At 57.2% G+C, this 14,241-nt stretch carries 12 protein-coding genes; 3 read left to right on the top strand and 9 right to left on the bottom strand.

Going from position 1 to position 14,241, the window contains the following annotated elements; translation table 11 throughout:
• Nucleotides 1-100 precede the first annotated feature (100 nt).
• Nucleotides 101-523, bottom strand: coding sequence for a hypothetical protein (locus MUN80_RS04275; protein WP_244720071.1), 423 nt, complete (start codon nucleotides 521-523; stop codon nucleotides 101-103).
• Nucleotides 520-1,002, bottom strand: a complete 483-nt coding sequence (locus tag MUN80_RS04270; protein ID WP_244720069.1) for a hypothetical protein — start codon at nucleotides 1,000-1,002, stop codon at nucleotides 520-522. Before MUN80_RS04270 ends, MUN80_RS04275 begins: the two co-directional genes overlap by 4 nt.
• 173 nt (nucleotides 1,003-1,175) lie before the next feature.
• Here MUN80_RS04270 and MUN80_RS04265 point away from each other — a divergent pair, with 173 nt between their 5' ends.
• Both MUN80_RS04265 and MUN80_RS04260 read left to right on the top strand, forming a co-directional pair.
• A complete protein-coding gene (locus tag MUN80_RS04265; RefSeq protein ID WP_244720067.1) occupies nucleotides 1,176-1,964 on the top strand; it encodes a PKD domain-containing protein in 789 nt (262 codons plus the stop codon).
• 522 nt (nucleotides 1,965-2,486) lie between these two features.
• On the top strand, nucleotides 2,487-4,121 hold the full coding sequence (locus tag MUN80_RS04260; protein WP_244724829.1) for a T9SS type A sorting domain-containing protein: 1,635 nt from the start codon (nucleotides 2,487-2,489) through the stop codon (nucleotides 4,119-4,121).
• An 82-nt stretch (nucleotides 4,122-4,203) separates the two neighbouring features.
• On the opposite strand, the gene MUN80_RS04255 is transcribed toward MUN80_RS04260, so the two are convergent.
• The 7 genes from MUN80_RS04255 to MUN80_RS04225 form a co-directional block, all read right to left on the bottom strand.
• A complete protein-coding gene (locus MUN80_RS04255) occupies nucleotides 4,204-4,899 on the bottom strand; it encodes a hypothetical protein (RefSeq protein ID WP_244720064.1) in 696 nt (231 codons plus the stop codon).
• A gap of 1,096 nt (nucleotides 4,900-5,995) precedes the next feature.
• Nucleotides 5,996-6,520, bottom strand: a complete 525-nt coding sequence (locus tag MUN80_RS04250; RefSeq protein ID WP_244720061.1) for a hypothetical protein — start codon at nucleotides 6,518-6,520, stop codon at nucleotides 5,996-5,998.
• Nucleotides 6,521-6,630: 110 nt separating this feature from the next.
• The gene (locus MUN80_RS04245) at nucleotides 6,631-9,009 is read right to left on the bottom strand and encodes a ribonucleoside-diphosphate reductase subunit alpha (RefSeq protein WP_244720059.1); all 2,379 of its coding nucleotides are present in this window, start codon (nucleotides 9,007-9,009) and stop codon (nucleotides 6,631-6,633) included.
• Nucleotides 9,010-9,365: 356 nt separating this feature from the next.
• Nucleotides 9,366-9,656: a hypothetical protein gene (locus MUN80_RS04240; protein ID WP_244720057.1), complete on the bottom strand. Its 291-nt coding sequence runs from the start codon at nucleotides 9,654-9,656 to the stop codon at nucleotides 9,366-9,368.
• 39 nt (nucleotides 9,657-9,695) lie between these two features.
• Nucleotides 9,696-10,325 (bottom strand): DUF6624 domain-containing protein, encoded by a 630-nt coding sequence (locus tag MUN80_RS04235; RefSeq protein WP_244720055.1) that lies wholly within the window; start codon nucleotides 10,323-10,325, stop codon nucleotides 9,696-9,698.
• A gap of 182 nt (nucleotides 10,326-10,507) precedes the next feature.
• Nucleotides 10,508-12,235 carry a T9SS type A sorting domain-containing protein gene (locus MUN80_RS04230; RefSeq protein WP_244720053.1) on the bottom strand — a complete coding sequence of 576 codons (1,728 nt, stop codon included), beginning with the start codon at nucleotides 12,233-12,235 and terminating at the stop codon, nucleotides 10,508-10,510.
• Nucleotides 12,236-12,464: 229 nt separating this feature from the next.
• The gene (locus tag MUN80_RS04225) at nucleotides 12,465-13,424 is read right to left on the bottom strand and encodes a ribonucleoside-diphosphate reductase small subunit (protein WP_244720051.1); all 960 of its coding nucleotides are present in this window, start codon (nucleotides 13,422-13,424) and stop codon (nucleotides 12,465-12,467) included.
• A gap of 480 nt (nucleotides 13,425-13,904) precedes the next feature.
• On the opposite strand from MUN80_RS04225, the gene rplU reads away from it, so the two are divergent.
• Nucleotides 13,905-14,210, top strand: a complete 306-nt coding sequence (rplU, locus tag MUN80_RS04220) for a 50S ribosomal protein L21 (protein WP_226186335.1) — start codon at nucleotides 13,905-13,907, stop codon at nucleotides 14,208-14,210.
• Nucleotides 14,211-14,241: the final 31 nt, after the last annotated feature.

Raw genomic sequence — 14,241 nt, 5'->3', positions numbered from 1 at the left:
CCGAATAGCCGCCCCGCCTCACAAACAAAAAGCCGCGCCCGGACATCTGGCGCGGCTTTTTGTTTGCCCGAGACCCTCGTAGCAGCTTACCCGATAAGGCTTATTCTGGTACCTGATACGGGCCGGTAATCCGCTTTTCCCAGTCTTGCTGCTGCTGCGGGCTCAGGGGGCCGTGCAAGGCGGGGTCCCGTTCCTGCCGGCCCTGGTAGCGCCGTTTATCCACCACGAAGTACACCAGGCTGTCGGGGGGAGCGGGGGCAAACTGCCAGGCGTTGTTATCGGCGTAGCGCCAGTACCGGCCCTTGGTCAGCACGTAGCGGCTGTTCCACTTAGCCGAGTCGCACCCGCCCGGAATGACGGGCTCGGTGCCGTTGCCGATGTAGAGGTTGGTGTAGTCCGGGCTGTTTTGCCAGGCAAAGGTCATCTTGCCGCCCACCTCAGTCGAGTGCCCGTTGTTGCAGCCGCTGAGGCTGCTGGCGGCCAGCAGTAGGCCCAGTGCTTGGGGCAGCCGGAAAGTTCTCATGGGCTGAAGCGCTTAAGGAGTTTGCCTTGGGTCGAATACACGGCGCTGACGTCGAAGTAGGGAATATCCTCGCACTGGTAGAGCACGCCCCGCTCGCCTACTCCAATATCGTAGCCGAAGCGCCCCCGCACTACTACCGTATCCTGGGAGCCATGCTTTACCCGCCGGCTGTAGTAGCGGTGAAAGGCCGTGGTGTCGCCGTAGTGGCCACTGGGGTAGGGCACCAGCAGCGTGGTACCCTTGAACAGCCGCCGCACCAAACTGCTCGGGTACTCAATCTTGACGACGGTATACGCCTCCTGAAACTCGTCGCAGCCCCAGTTGCTGGGCCAGGTAATCGTAACGCGGGCCGGGGGCAGAAACCGGTGCTGCAACGCGTCTACTGCTGCTCCGGCTTCCCCGTAGAGGATAACTCCCAGCAACAGCAGGACGGGAAGGGCCAGTAGGAGTCCCAGGCAGAGTAGTAACCGTTTCAGCATGGTGCAAGGTAGCTGCGCCGCCACTTAGAACGCAGAGGCTGTGGGGCTCCAAAACCAGGGCGTGTATTGCAGAACAAGTCCATTTGTACTATTTTGAATCTAGATTAGACCGTCGGGGAAGGCCCCGGCAACTTGCGCATATCCTGTTCTTCCCCTTTTTTATCAGAATCTATATGAAAAAACTGATTCTAGGTCTAGCCCTGTTGGGCTCTTTCACGGCTTGTCAGAAAGAAGACGCGGCTCCGGCGGCGGAGCCGGGCTTTACCTTTCGGGCTACCACTGCCGACGCCCTGGATATAGCCACGCACGATACCTGCTCCTTATTCAACAAGTCGAAGAATGCCCAGTCATTTTCCTGGGACTTCGGCAATGGGGTCACCTCGCAGGCCAAGCGCCCGGTGCTTTCCTACGACAAGCCCGGCAACTATATCGTAACGCTGACCACGACCAACGGGGCAGGCCAGAAAAGCTCGGTTTCCAAGACCGTGCGGGTGTTGGATGTCGTTGTGCAGCGTGTCATTGTCAACAGCGCCTACTGGTCGTTGACACCCATTCCGAACTTCAACGCCACCTGGCCCCAAACCGAGCAGGCCGACGTGTTTGTGCAGATTCAGCACGTGACCGAGAATAGTAAGTTTTTGCCCGGGGGAATCGTCGAGAATGCACCGGTGGTATTCCGGAGCGAGTCGCTGAAAAACGTGGTTCGGGACACGCGCACGCCGCTGACTATAGCTGTGCCCGGCAAAGTGGTGCTGGACAAGCGCAAGTTTGGCCGCAGCTTTTCGAGTGACTACTACCTAATCAGCCTGATGGCAACTGATGCTACCGGCACGTACTGCCTGGTGTCGAACATGTTTAGCGGGGGGAATGCCCTGGCCAAGGTCGATGATTTTGCCAGCCGCAAGTACGTCTACGCCGTGTCCCTGCTCAGCTCCCTGGAGGTAGAGTGCAGCTACGAGTAAGCGCCGGGTAACGGGAGGCTACCACCCAAGAGTAGCGCCCGGAACTGCCCCGGCTTCTAGCCTAAAAAGCCCTTTACCAGTGCGGTGGTAAAGGGCTTTTGTGCGTTGGTACTGCCCGCGGTGGGCTAGGAGAGGAAGGTCACGCCGCTTGGGCTTGGCCTCAAACGTATCCAAAGGCATTAGTCTCCGTCTGGTACGGGCTGCTCACGTGTTACTAGGTAGCTGGCCCAAAAGAGTGGAGGATATACACAATAGTGCTATTCGCCTGCCGGTTGAGCTAGGTCTTTTCTATACCTTTCGCCCGAATGAAGTCATGGTAATCCACTCTTCGGCCGCTTATACCCACCGGTGCGGCTGCTCCACTCCCTATCTAGTTGCCTTATGCGCATTGTTACCCGTGTTGCTTCCCTGGTTTGGGCAGCCGTTCTAGCTATATGCCTCGGCCGGGGCGAAGCGGCAGCCCAGGCGCCTGCCTGGCAAGCAGCTACTCCGCTGGTATCTAATCAAGTCGCTGGCACCTTGGTGCAAGAACAAAACTCGGCGGTGGATGCCAACGGCAACGTGTTTATCGTGGGCCACTTTCGGGGCACCGTAACTATCGGCGGCTTCGTCTTAGCCAATGCGGGCGACAATATCGACGGGTTCGTGGCTAAATGGAGCCCGACCGACCAGCGCTTTCTCTGGGTGCAGCAGCTAGGAAGCACCGGCGATGAGGATGTGGCCGCAGTGGCCGTAAGCGGCAACAGCGTCTATATAACCGGGAGCTTCTCCAGTCTGAGTTTGCAAGTGGGCGCCACCACCCTAACAAACGTCCAGAACGTTGGGTATAGCTCTTCGGATGTATTCGTAGCCAAGCTCATCGATGCCGGCACCTCCAGCAGCTTTGTCTGGGCCCAGCGGGCGGGGGGCATAGGCGACGAAACGGTGCGGGTGCTGACGGTCCAGGGAACCAGCGTATACCTTGGTGGTGCGTTTAAGGGCGGTCCGACAGTATTTGGGGATACCCCGCCTCTATACTGGGACTTTGGCTTCGATATGTTCGTGGCCAAGCTGACCGATAACGGGAGCAGCAGCAGCTTTAGGTGGGCCCGGCGGGCCGGTGGCATAAAGGATGAGTACGTCCTGGGCTTGGCGGTACAAGGAACCGATGTGTACTTCAGCGGCAACTATGCCAGCCCGACGGCAGGTTTTGGGTCCATTACGCTCTCCAACTCTTCCCCCACGGCCGTGTTTAGCACAGATGGCTTTGTGGCTAAACTCCGCGACGCCGGCTCTACCGCAAGCTTTGGCTGGGCCCTCAAGGTCGGAGGGGCCGAACACGACTATTGTCGGGCCCTGGCCATACAGGGCTCCGACGTGTACGTAAGCGGCGGGTTCAATAGTCCCACCATCAGCCTGGGCAATACCGTACTAACCAACGTTAACCGCGCCGGCACTTCCGCGGACGGTTTTATCCTCAAGCTCGCCGATACGGGCGCGGCTGCTACGGTAAGCTGGGCTCAATCAGTGGGGGGCGTAGGCACGGAGGAGGTTATCGGGCTGGCCCTAAACGGGAAAGACCTCTATGTGGCGGGCACCTTTGCCACCAGCCCGGCCGCGCCTACGGCGTCCTTTGGGCCCTATACTCTCACCGGCGCCGGCGACGTGGACATCTTCGCGGCCAAGCTCACGGATGACGGCCCGGCCAGCAGCGTGGCCTGGGTGCAGCAAGCCGGTGGGGCCAGCTACGACGGGGTCACCAGCCTCAGCCTGGCCAGCACCGGTATCCATCTTATTGGCCGAGTGCGGGCACCCAATGTCCGCTTCGGGACGCTGGTTATCAATGGCTCTTCTACCAGCAACACCAGCTACGTTGCCACCCTGGCCGAGCCAATCAGGCTGGCGGCCCACGCGGCAACTCAGCTGCCTGGCCTGGCCATGTTTCCTAATCCTGCGGCCCACCAAGTAACCATTAGCCTCCCAGCGCTATCAGGCACTACGACCGTCGGGCTTACCCTCACCGATGCCGTGGGCCGGGTGGTGCGCACCGCTACCTGCCCGCTGCCAGCCACGGGGCTGCGCTATGCTTTGCCTCTGACCGGCCTCGCCCCCGGGCCCTACATCGTACGATTGCAGGCCGGCGACCAGCAGACCGCCCAAGTCCTGGCGGTAGAGTAGGAAGTTCTCTGCCCCGACAACATCAAAAGGCCCGCGTCAGCTGTTGACGCGGGCCTTTTAGTTGATAAGTGCTTCCGAACTGCTAATAGCTTTCCTTCTGGAAGCCGAACTCCCGCAGCTTGGCCTCGAAGGTATCGGGGAACTGGGCCTTGATATGGTGAATGAGGGCGCGCAGGGCCTTGCGCACCTGCTCCTCGCCCTGGTCCTTGCTGCTGACCTTGCCGCTGCGCTGCCCGCTGGCGTGGGTTGTTTGCTGCACCAGCTCCTTGTATTCCTCCACTAGGGGCTCCCAGTGGGCGGTGCCGTACTTGTTCTTGTCGAATTTGTGCGCCTTAAGGGCTTTGAGCAGCTTGTCCAGGGACTTTACCCGCTCGGGGCGGGCGGTAGGGAGCCGGTAGTTTTTGCCCATCTTCTCGATGCCAAACTCTCCGTAATAGGCCGTTTTATCATCGTTGGCCTCGGCCAGGTAGGCTTTCACGTAGGTCAGGCTCTTATCCAGCAGCTTATCCAGGGTCTTCAGGCGCTTGGCTTGCGGGGTGCGGGCATCCCCGGCGGCATCGGCCGCGTCGCGGCTGTCGGCGAAGGCGGCCGCCTGGGCGGCAAAGTCGGCCTTGGTGAGCCAGAGCAGCGCCGGCAGCTCCGAGCTTTGCCAGGCCTTGGCGGCGTTGGTGGCTACTTCCGCCAGCGCAATGGCGGAGGTTGGTAGTTGGCCGGCCCGGTTGGCGGGCTTAGCCGGTTTGGCCGGCGTAGCGGCCGACTCGATAGGATTACTAGACATGGATAAATGAGTTAAAGGATACAACTTCAGGAATATACCGTTCTGATTGTATACTGTCAAGCAGTAGCCGAGCCCGGAAACAATTATTTCTAAGCCCCGGGGGAGCAGATGCGCCCGGCAACAAAAAAATAGAAGCTCCTCTACTCCCCCGGAGCCTTCCAACGATTGTTTTCAAGCTCCGGGGGAGTAGATGGGCCCTAAAACAACTGTTTCCAAGCCCCGGGGCAGCAGCCGGGCTTGGAAACAGTTGTTGGAGAGGTCAAGGGACTTACTTCCGGCCGTCACTGAGTGGCTGAAGGAGCTGCGACAGCTAGGGATTCTTTGGAATCAATGATTTTGCTGTTTCCCACGGCAGTTTAGCCCACGCAGACACCGTCTTTTCCTTAACCGTATTGAGAACTACCAGCCGATATATACCCCCTAGCTGAACAAGTGTATGCAGAGTGGCCGACAGAAGGTAACGGTGCACATCGCTACTAGAATAAAATGTAGATATACAGTAGCAGCCTGGCTCTTTTATGGTTATAAAGACGGATACTTCCGGGTCATTGCATCGAATGAACCTTCTGTCTTCCGAATACGCTAACTGCAAGCCGGTATTTTCTATTGCCTTTTGAATAATGACTTCTAAAGCTGGGAGTGGCTTTTCAAAGTAAACTGTTCCGCTAATGGGTGGAGTCATATCAGAGTAGGTTAGACAGTAAGTTTATAATTCGCTTATTCGTACCGAGCTATCGGCAGTCGCTCGGCTGTGCTGGGAACATCATAACTCACTCAGGCACCGTCCCCGAGCTCGTAATAAAGCTCCACGCACCAGCTGATTCCTATCAGCAGAAAAAGTATTCCAAAGAAGCTGTGCATTCTGCCTTGTGCAACTAATATTCCGCCGAACAGAAATAATAGAATCGGGCTTCCCAGCAAGCGAAACAGAATGAAGGCCCCGCTGCTGGAAAGACCAAGGCTAGTTCCAAAGGCGTAGGCAACCAGCGGTATGGCAGCAGCTATGGCCACCAGATACAGAACCAGAAGAAATCGGCGCTCAGTCATATTCAGTGTAATGTGGCTGTTACTCGGTACAGTCAAGCCCTGCGGGATCTTAAAAATCAGGTGAGTGATTTATTATTCTTCCTGTCTTGTCATAAAGCCACTTATAAGGTGCCCGTTCTTTTTCATACCAATTGACAGCCTGCAACGAGCCGTTTCTTCTGAAATGTAGGATCATGAGTAATTCAGCAGCTTTATAGTATTCAATAAATTCTACATGATTACTAGAGTCGTACTTAACCCAGATTCCATCCTTCTTACCCGCGCTACTTGCATTAAATAAAGTAACGTTTTTATTCATATTGGTATACACATATACTTTCTTGGTGTCTGTATTACCGGGTGCCATAGCAAATAGGCTATCCTTTACATACACTGTACTTTCTATCTTGCTTTTGCCAAGAACAAGCCCTGCTTTGTGATTCAGCTTGTTGTAAAACATCCGATATTTTACCGGCTTACCAGCAATAACAGTGTCTATAATTTCAATTTTATATCTACTGAATAAGCCTTGGCACAACGCTTCATCATTCATGAAAATGCCAAAGGTTGTAAGTGCAGCAATAAACAATTTCATGCGGTAAACAGAATACCTAAATACAAGTGAACAGCTAACTCAATATGCGCAAAAAGCCGCCGCTTCAGTAAGAAACGGCGGCTTTTATGCTAATCAGCTTTATTCTCTCCTTACGACCCGCAGGCCTCGCAGGCGTCGGGGTTATCCAGGGAGCAGGCCATGTCCGAGGCGTTCTGGGCCATGGCGTTCAGGGGCTCCAGGGTTTCGGCGGCTTGCTTCTGCACCGTGAACTTGATGGCGTCGGCGGCGGCTTTGGTGCGCAGGTAGTACATGCCGGTTTTCAGACCCTTCTTCCAGCTGTGGAAGTGCATGCTGGTCAGCTTGCCGAAGTTCACGTTCTGCACGTGCAGGTTCAGGCTCTGGCTCTGGCAGATGTAAGCGCCCCGGTCGGCCGACATATCAATGATGCGGCGCTGGGAAATCTCCCACACCGTCTTATACAGGTCCTTGATGTGCTGCGGAATGGTCGGGATGTCCTGCACCGAGCCGTTGGCGGCAATGATGTCGTTCTTCATCTGCTCGTTCCAGATGCCGAGCTTCACCAGGTCCTTCAGCAGGTGCTTGTTCACCACCATAAACTCGCCGCTGAGCACGCGCCGCACGTAGATGTTGGAGGTGTAAGGCTCAAACGACTCGTTGTTGCCCAGGATTTGAGCAGTCGAAGCGGTAGGCATGGGCGCTACCAGCAGGGAGTTGCGCACGCCGTGCTCTACCACTTCCTGGCGCAGGCTTTCCCAGTCCCAGCGGCCGCTCTCGGGCGTTACGCCCCAGAGGTCGAACTGGAACTTGCCCTTGCTCAGCGGAGAGCCGGGGAAGGTTTCGTAGGCGCCGTCCTTCTTGGCCAGGTCCTTGGAGGCCGTCATGGCCGCGAAGTAGATGGTCTCGAAGATGTCCTTGTTCAGGCCGCTGGCTTCGTCGCTCTCAAACGGCATGCGCAGGGCAATGAAGGTATCGGCCAGGCCCTGTACACCCAGACCGATGGGGCGGTGGCGCATGTTGCTGCGCTCGGCCTCCGGCACGGGGTAATAGTTGATGTCGATTACCTTGTTCAGGTTCTTGGTGGCGTGGTAAGTCACCTCGTACAGCTTCTGGTGGTCGAACACCAGGTGGCCGCCTTCTTCCTTCAGGAAGCGGGGCAGGGCCAGCGAAGCCAGGTTGCAGACGGCAATTTCGTTTTCGTCGGTGTACTCCATAATCTCGGTGCACAGGTTCGACGACTTGATGGTGCCCAGGTTCTGCTGGTTGCTCTTGCTGTTGGCGGCATCCTTGAAGAGCATGTAGGGCGTGCCGGTTTCGGTCTGGCTTTCCAGGATGGCGAACCACAGGTCCTGGGCCTTTACGGTGCGGCGGCCACGGCCTTCGCGCTCATACTTGTGGTAGAGCTTCTCGAATTCCTCACCCCAGGTGTCGCCCAGGCCGGGGCACTCGTTGGGGCACATCAGCGTCCAGTCGCCGTTGGCTTCCACGCGCTTCATGAACAGGTCGGGCGTCCAGAGGGCGTAGAACAGGTCGCGGGCGCGGTTTTCCTCCTTGCCGTGATTCTTTTTCAGGTCCAGGAAGTCGAAGATGTCGGCGTGCCAGGGCTCGATGTAGATGGCGAAGGCGCCTTTGCGCTTGCCGCCGCCTTGGTCTACGTAGCGGGCCGTGTCGTTGAACACCTTCAGCATCGGGATGATGCCGTTGGAAGTGCCGTTGGTGCCCTTGATGTAAGAGCCCGTAGCGCGCACGTTATGAATGCTCAGACCGATGCCGCCGGCCGACTGCGAAATCTGAGCGCAGTTCTTCAGCGTGTCGTAAATGCCCGTGATGGAGTCGTCCTTCATCGTGAGCAGGAAGCAGGAGCTGAGCTGGGGCTTGGGCGAGCCGGCGTTGAACAAGGTCGGGGTAGCGTGGGTAAACCACCGCTCCGACATCAGGTTGTAGGTTTCAATGGCCGAGTCGATGTCCTCCTTGTGAATGCCGATGGCCACCCGCATGAGCATGTGCTGGGGGCGCTCAATGACTTTGCCATCCACGCGCAGCAGGTACGAGCGTTCCAGGGTCTTGAAGCCGAAGTAGTCGTAGGAGTAGTCCCGGTCGTAGATAATGGCCGAGTCCAGGGTCGCGGCGTGCTTGTGCACAATTTCCCATACGTCCTTGGCGATGAGCGAGGCATTCTCGCCGGTCTTGGGGTCCTCGTAGGTATAGAGGCGCTTCATGGTGCTCGAAAACGACTTCGAGGTCACCTTGTGCAGGTTGCTCACCGCAATCCGGGCCGCCAGGATGGCGTAGTCGGGGTGCTTGGTGGTGAGCGAAGCAGCGGTTTCGGCCGCCAGGTTGTCGAGCTCCACGGTCGTGACGCCGTCGTAGATGCCGTCGATGACCTTTTTGGCGACTTCAATCGGGGAAATAAAGTTCTGATTGAGCCCGTAGCAGAGCTTCTCGATGCGTGCCGTGACTTTATCGAATTTCACGGATTCGCGGCGGCCGTCGCGTTTGATTACCAGCATAAGCGTGCGAGGTTGTGTTGGATTTATGTATGGAATACACCACGCCGTGAAAGGGCGGGGACTACGTGCAAAAGCAGGGGCGGCCGGGAACTTTTCCGGGCTTCCTGAAGCGGAAGTTATCGGCTTCCGTTGGGTAGGACAAACCTAAAGTTTAGAAGTTTTCCACATTAGGCTAAAGCAGTGCTGTTCAGGCCCTTTTTCGTCATTCATGCCCGGCTATATAGGGGCAAAATGACCCAGGAAATAAGGTTGGGAATGTGCCCGGGATTCGGTATTGTCGGGATAGGGGCCGGGCATAGTAAACGCCAAAAGCCCCCATTCGTGTATGGAGGCTTTTAGGCTGTTTTCGGGAAGCCTCACTTCCAGGCGTAGGCAAAGCAGCCGCTCAGCCGCCGGATACTCTCGGCGCTGAGAAACGGATATTTCTCCCGCAGGCTGTGCTCCACCTTCGGCAGCACGGTTTCCAGGGTTTCCTCTGCCCAGTCGACCGGGTAGTTCAGGGCCGCGTGGTAGGCTTCCAGCAGAAAGGAGTAGGTGGCCCCGCCGTAGCGGGCTTCGACTTCCTGGCCCTTGGCTTCGTCCAGCCAGGCATTGAGTACTTGGAGCGCCTCGTTGGCCTGGGCCTGTACGGTAAGGGGAACATCCATGGGCAAGTAGTTCTGCGTGGGCATTCGTGAAATAGCCCGCTACCTGCCTTTCTTAGGCTTGTAGTCCAGGCCGAAGCTCTGGGCATACTCGGTCAGGGCACCCAGACCCATCTTGGCCCGGCGCTCATCCACGTGGGCCTCGTCCTCGATAGGAAAAAGCTCCATTTTGCCCGTTATTGGGTTGGTGCGTAGCTGACTGCCGTAAATCTGGGACTTGTTCTGGTAGGTCAGAATCCGGTCTTCCACCAGGGCCAGGCTGGCGTACTCCAGCTCGCCCTTGGCCGCGGCGGCCCGCATCATGGGCGCGTACTGCTGCATGGTGGGCAGGTTGGAGTGCTGAATCACCAAAAAGGCCGTAACGCTGCCGTCCGGGCCTACCAGGCTCTTGCCCAGCCAGCCATACCGGTCAATCAGGGCCGTCACGCGCCGCAGGTTCAGCGAATCGGTGCGCTGCATGGCCCGGCCCAGCGAATCCACCTGTGGCGACTTTTGGCCATACTTCTCCACCACCGCTCGTGCGTTTTGCCGCACCCCCTGGTCACGGGCGTAAATTTCCTCCAGCTCCTTTTTCAGCGGCTGATTTAGCCGGGTTTGGTAGGAAGCAGCATCCTGGGCACAGCCGGCAATACTTAACACCAGCCCAAGGCTACCGGCAATACTAGCTTTCATGGCGAATAAGGGAATATGTAGATAGAGCAGGAGCCGAGCAGAAATGGCCAAACCGCAAACAGCCCCGCAAGCAACGCTAACGAGGGCTGAATTGATATCTACTTACAGGGGAAGAAGGACCGGTGGGACTCCCTGAGCTTACCTTCGGCCTAAGTCGCCGTCCGCGCCGGTTTCTCCACAAGCTACTGCACCACCAGGCGGGCCAGGGGGCTAAAGCCCGCCTCGGTTACAACCTGCACCGTGTACAGGCCCGCAGAAACCGTCTTGAGCGGCAGTGGCACCTGCGTGGCCGCGGCGGCAAAGGAAACCTGCTGCACCAGGCGGCCGGTCAGGTCGCGCACCACCACGGTACCGGCTTCACTGCGGGCGGGCAGACTCACGGTAGCGGCGTTCTTAGCTGGGTTGGGGTAAAGCGCCAGCGCAGCCAGGCTCTGGGCGGGCTTGGTGGCTAGCGTCACATTGCTCAAGCGGGCAAAGAAAGGCTCGTAGTTGGCACTATTGGCGGCCAGTTGGAGGTTGCCTAGTTGCACGGGCCCGTTGGCAGCGCCACCCACGTAGAGCAGGCCGTTCTGATCAAGAGAAAGAGCATTAGGACCGATGTCGCCGCTGTCGTTGCGCAGGCTCCAGCGTGGGGTTCCTTGCGGAGTCAGGGAGAAAATAGCGCAGTTGACGATGTTGGGTGCCGAGGCCGTCAGGCTTACGCCGGCCCAGTTGACGCTGGTCATAAACGGATACCCGACGTAGCTGTTGCCAGCCCCATCCACTACGATGCTCACGTTGTAGTTAGCCTCGGAAGGGGTGGAGAGGTGGCTCCATGCCAGCGTGCCTTGCGTTGTGTAGCGTGCTACTACCGCCCGGTACATGTCGCCCGATGGCAGGTCTTCCTCCACTTCGCCCACCAGGCTGACGTTGCCGGCAAGGTCGGTGCTTACGTGGCGCACTATGTTTCTCCCCAGGCTAGTTACGGTAGCAGGCAGCTTCACAGCCCACTGTGGGGTACCGGCCGGCGAGAATTTTACCAGCGCGCCATCCGAATTCATGTCCGAGGCCGTCAGGCGAATGGTACCGAATGCCGCGTTGCCCTGAATGCTGCCGCCCAGATAAATGTTGTCGGCCCCGTCGACGGTGATATCCTGGGGCCACTCGCTGCCGGTGCCGCCATCGTTGCGGGCCCAGAGTACGGTACCCTGCGGGTCGAGTTTAGCCAGCAGGAGGTCCTGACTAGGGTAAGAGAAGGCCGGGTTCTCGGTGCTGTTGAGCGTGGTAGTACCCAGTGTGACCGAGCCGGAAAACGAGGCCGTTAATACCACGTTGCCGGCCCCATCCATTGTAATAGCCTGACCGGCAGCATTACCCTGGCTGCTGGTGGTAGAGCCTATTCGTTTGATCCAGAGTAAATTGCCCGCCGGCGCAAACTTGGCTACGTAGCCGTTGAGCTGGTACCCACCAGCTGTGTAGGTAGGGTCCGTTAGGGTAGTGCCTTCAATAGTAATAGAACCGTAGAATGAGCCAGTCAGGTAGGTATTGCCAGCGGCATCTACCGCCAGGGCAGTCCCCACCGTTTCGTGGTAAGCCCCGTTCAAATGCTTGGCCCAGAGCAAAGTACCCGTGGCGTTGTATTTGGCTAGGTAGCTGTCGTAGTCGCCAGCCACGCTGGGCATCGTGCTGAACGTCGTGCCGCCCAAGTCCAGGGTGCCGTGAAAGTCGCCTACGGTAAAGACATTGCCACTGGCATCGGTCCGCAGCCCGTCGACGGCGGCTCCATTGCGTGTGGGGTCGGGGCCGCCGCTGGTCAGGCGCTTGGCCATAGTCCAGGTTGGGGCCGTCTGGGCCTGGGCAGTAAGTGCCGCTAGTAGGATTGTGCTTAGCAGGCCTGCTTTGGCCAGTTGCCAGGGAGTAGAGAAAAGCATACGCAGTAAACGATTGGGGGGAATAATGACAGGCGCTTGTAAGTCCGTTAGAAAACAGTTGAAACCACTGCTTTGCGCCGAAAGAAGGGTGGCCCAGCTTACAAATGTGAGGCATTCCTGAGCCGCTTGCAACACAGGCTTGCAGATATATTCTGCCTGAGTGGTAGACCCAAAAAAGCCCGGCTTCTGGGAGGAAGCCGGGCTTTTATAAGCTGATAAAAGCAGGTGCTTAAAAGTCCTCGTCGAGGGAGAAGGCGTTTTCGGTCCGTTCGCTCATCACGCCGGCCTTCTGGTACTCGGCCACGCGCTTCTCGAAGAAGTTGGTCTTGCCCTGCAGCGAAATCATTTCCATGAAGTCGAAGGGGTTCGTCGAGTTGTAGATCTTGCTGTAGCCCAGGCTCACCAGCAGGCGGTCGGCCACAAACTCGATGTACTGAGCCATGCTCTTGGCGTTCATCCCAATCAGGTTCACGGGCAAGGCGTCGGTCACGAATTCCTGCTCGATGCTCACCGCGTCGCGGATGATGCTGTGCACGCGCTCCTCGCTGAGCTTGTTTTGCAGGTAGCTGTAGAGCAGGCAGGCGAAGTCGCAGTGCAGGCCTTCGTCGCGCGAAATCAACTCGTTGGAGAACGTCAGGCCCGGCATCAGGCCGCGTTTCTTGAGCCAGAAGATGGAGCAGAACGAGCCCGAGAAGAAGATGCCCTCAACGGCGGCAAAGGCAATGATACGCTCGGCAAAGTTCTCGGAGTTGATCCACTTCAGGGCCCACTCGCCCTTCTTCTTCACGCAGGGCACGGTTTCGAGGGCGTTGAAGAGGCGGTCCTTTTCCTGGGGGTTCTTGATGTAGGTATCAATCAGCAGCGAATAGGTTTCGCTGTGAATGTTTTCCATCATGATTTGGAAGCCGTAGAAGCAGCGGGCCTCGGGCATCTGCACTTCCTGCATGAAGTTAACGGCCAGGTTCTCGTTCACGATGCCATCGGAGGCGGCGAAGAAAGCCAGTACGTGCGAGATGAAGTGCTTCTCGTTGTCGTTGAGGTTGTCCCAGTCTTTTTGGTCCTGGGAAAGGTCGATTTCTTCGGCCGTCCAGAAGGAGGCTTCGGCCTTTTTGTACATCTGCCACACATCGTCATTCTGGATGGGGAAGAGCACGAAGCGGTTGGGATTCTCGACGAGCAAGGGTTCCATAGCAAGGAAGTAAGGCGTGGAAAGATCTTCTAACAAAACCTGAACGGGCAGGAAGAACAGCTTGCCAACCCCGGGCCAAGGCGAAATGTTTGGCAGCTTTTTGGGGTGGCTGAGCCGGGTCGAAGCATCAAATATAAACTCCGACTCCGCCGCTTTCACGTTTTTTCTCCGCTAATTTTTCTGTATAGCTCCAATATTTCCGCATCTCGCAATTGACCCAAAATGGGGCGAAAAGAGGGCAATTGACCCATTTTTGGAAAAGTTATCCACATTTCACCTGTGGACAATTTGGTTTATCCACAAATTTAGTATGCGTGTGCCCGCTCAGGCGTTCCTTAAGGGACTGTTGAGGGCCTTGGCTACCAACCCTGCAAGGCCCCCAACTGACCCGAGTGAATGATGATTAACGAGTTAGGTTTGCTTTTGTGAAATGGAACTTCTACTTTTGCCTTCCATTTTTCAGAAACCGCGAAGACGCCGATGTACGCAATTGTCAACATAGCCGGGAAACAGACCAAGGTCGAAGCCAATAAATTTGTATACGCCCACCGACTGGCTGGCAACGTCGGCGATACGGTAGAGCTGGGCAAAGCCCTGCTGACCGACAGCGACGGGACCATCACCATTGGTGCCCCCACGCTGGACGTAACCGTAACTGGTACTATCCTGTCGCACGTACAGGGCGACAAAGTACTGGTATTCAAGAAGAAGCGCCGTAAGGGCTACAAGAAGCTGAACGGTCACCGTCAGCAGTTCACCAAAGTAATGATCAACAGCATCGGCTAATTAGGGCTTAGTTGTTAGTGCTTGGTGCCTG

The sequence above is a fragment of the Hymenobacter cellulosivorans genome, assembly GCF_022919135.1.
In the GTDB taxonomy this organism is placed as follows: domain Bacteria; phylum Bacteroidota; class Bacteroidia; order Cytophagales; family Hymenobacteraceae; genus Hymenobacter; species Hymenobacter cellulosivorans.
This window is presented reverse-complemented; position numbering and strand designations above follow the sequence as displayed.

Bases quoted from the DNA above. Each gene is read 5' to 3' on its own strand.
- MUN80_RS04255 (WP_244720064.1), bottom strand. From the start codon at position 4,899: ATGTCTAGTAATCCTATCGAGTCGGCCGCTACGCCGGCCAAACCGGCT.
- MUN80_RS04235 (WP_244720055.1), bottom strand. From the start codon at position 10,325: ATGAAAGCTAGTATTGCCGGTAGCCTTGGGCTGGTGTTAAGTATTGCC.
- MUN80_RS04275 (WP_244720071.1), bottom strand. From the start codon at position 523: ATGAGAACTTTCCGGCTGCCCCAAGCACTGGGCCTACTGCTGGCCGCC.
- MUN80_RS04245 (WP_244720059.1), bottom strand. From the start codon at position 9,009: ATGCTGGTAATCAAACGCGACGGCCGCCGCGAATCCGTGAAATTCGAT.
- MUN80_RS04270 (WP_244720069.1), bottom strand. From the start codon at position 1,002: ATGCTGAAACGGTTACTACTCTGCCTGGGACTCCTACTGGCCCTTCCC.
- MUN80_RS04265 (WP_244720067.1), top strand. From the start codon at position 1,176: ATGAAAAAACTGATTCTAGGTCTAGCCCTGTTGGGCTCTTTCACGGCT.
- rplU (WP_226186335.1), top strand. From the start codon at position 13,905: ATGTACGCAATTGTCAACATAGCCGGGAAACAGACCAAGGTCGAAGCC.
- MUN80_RS04240 (WP_244720057.1), bottom strand. From the start codon at position 9,656: ATGGATGTTCCCCTTACCGTACAGGCCCAGGCCAACGAGGCGCTCCAA.
- MUN80_RS04230 (WP_244720053.1), bottom strand. From the start codon at position 12,235: ATGCTTTTCTCTACTCCCTGGCAACTGGCCAAAGCAGGCCTGCTAAGC.
- MUN80_RS04225 (WP_244720051.1), bottom strand. From the start codon at position 13,424: ATGGAACCCTTGCTCGTCGAGAATCCCAACCGCTTCGTGCTCTTCCCC.
- MUN80_RS04250 (WP_244720061.1), bottom strand. From the start codon at position 6,520: ATGAAATTGTTTATTGCTGCACTTACAACCTTTGGCATTTTCATGAAT.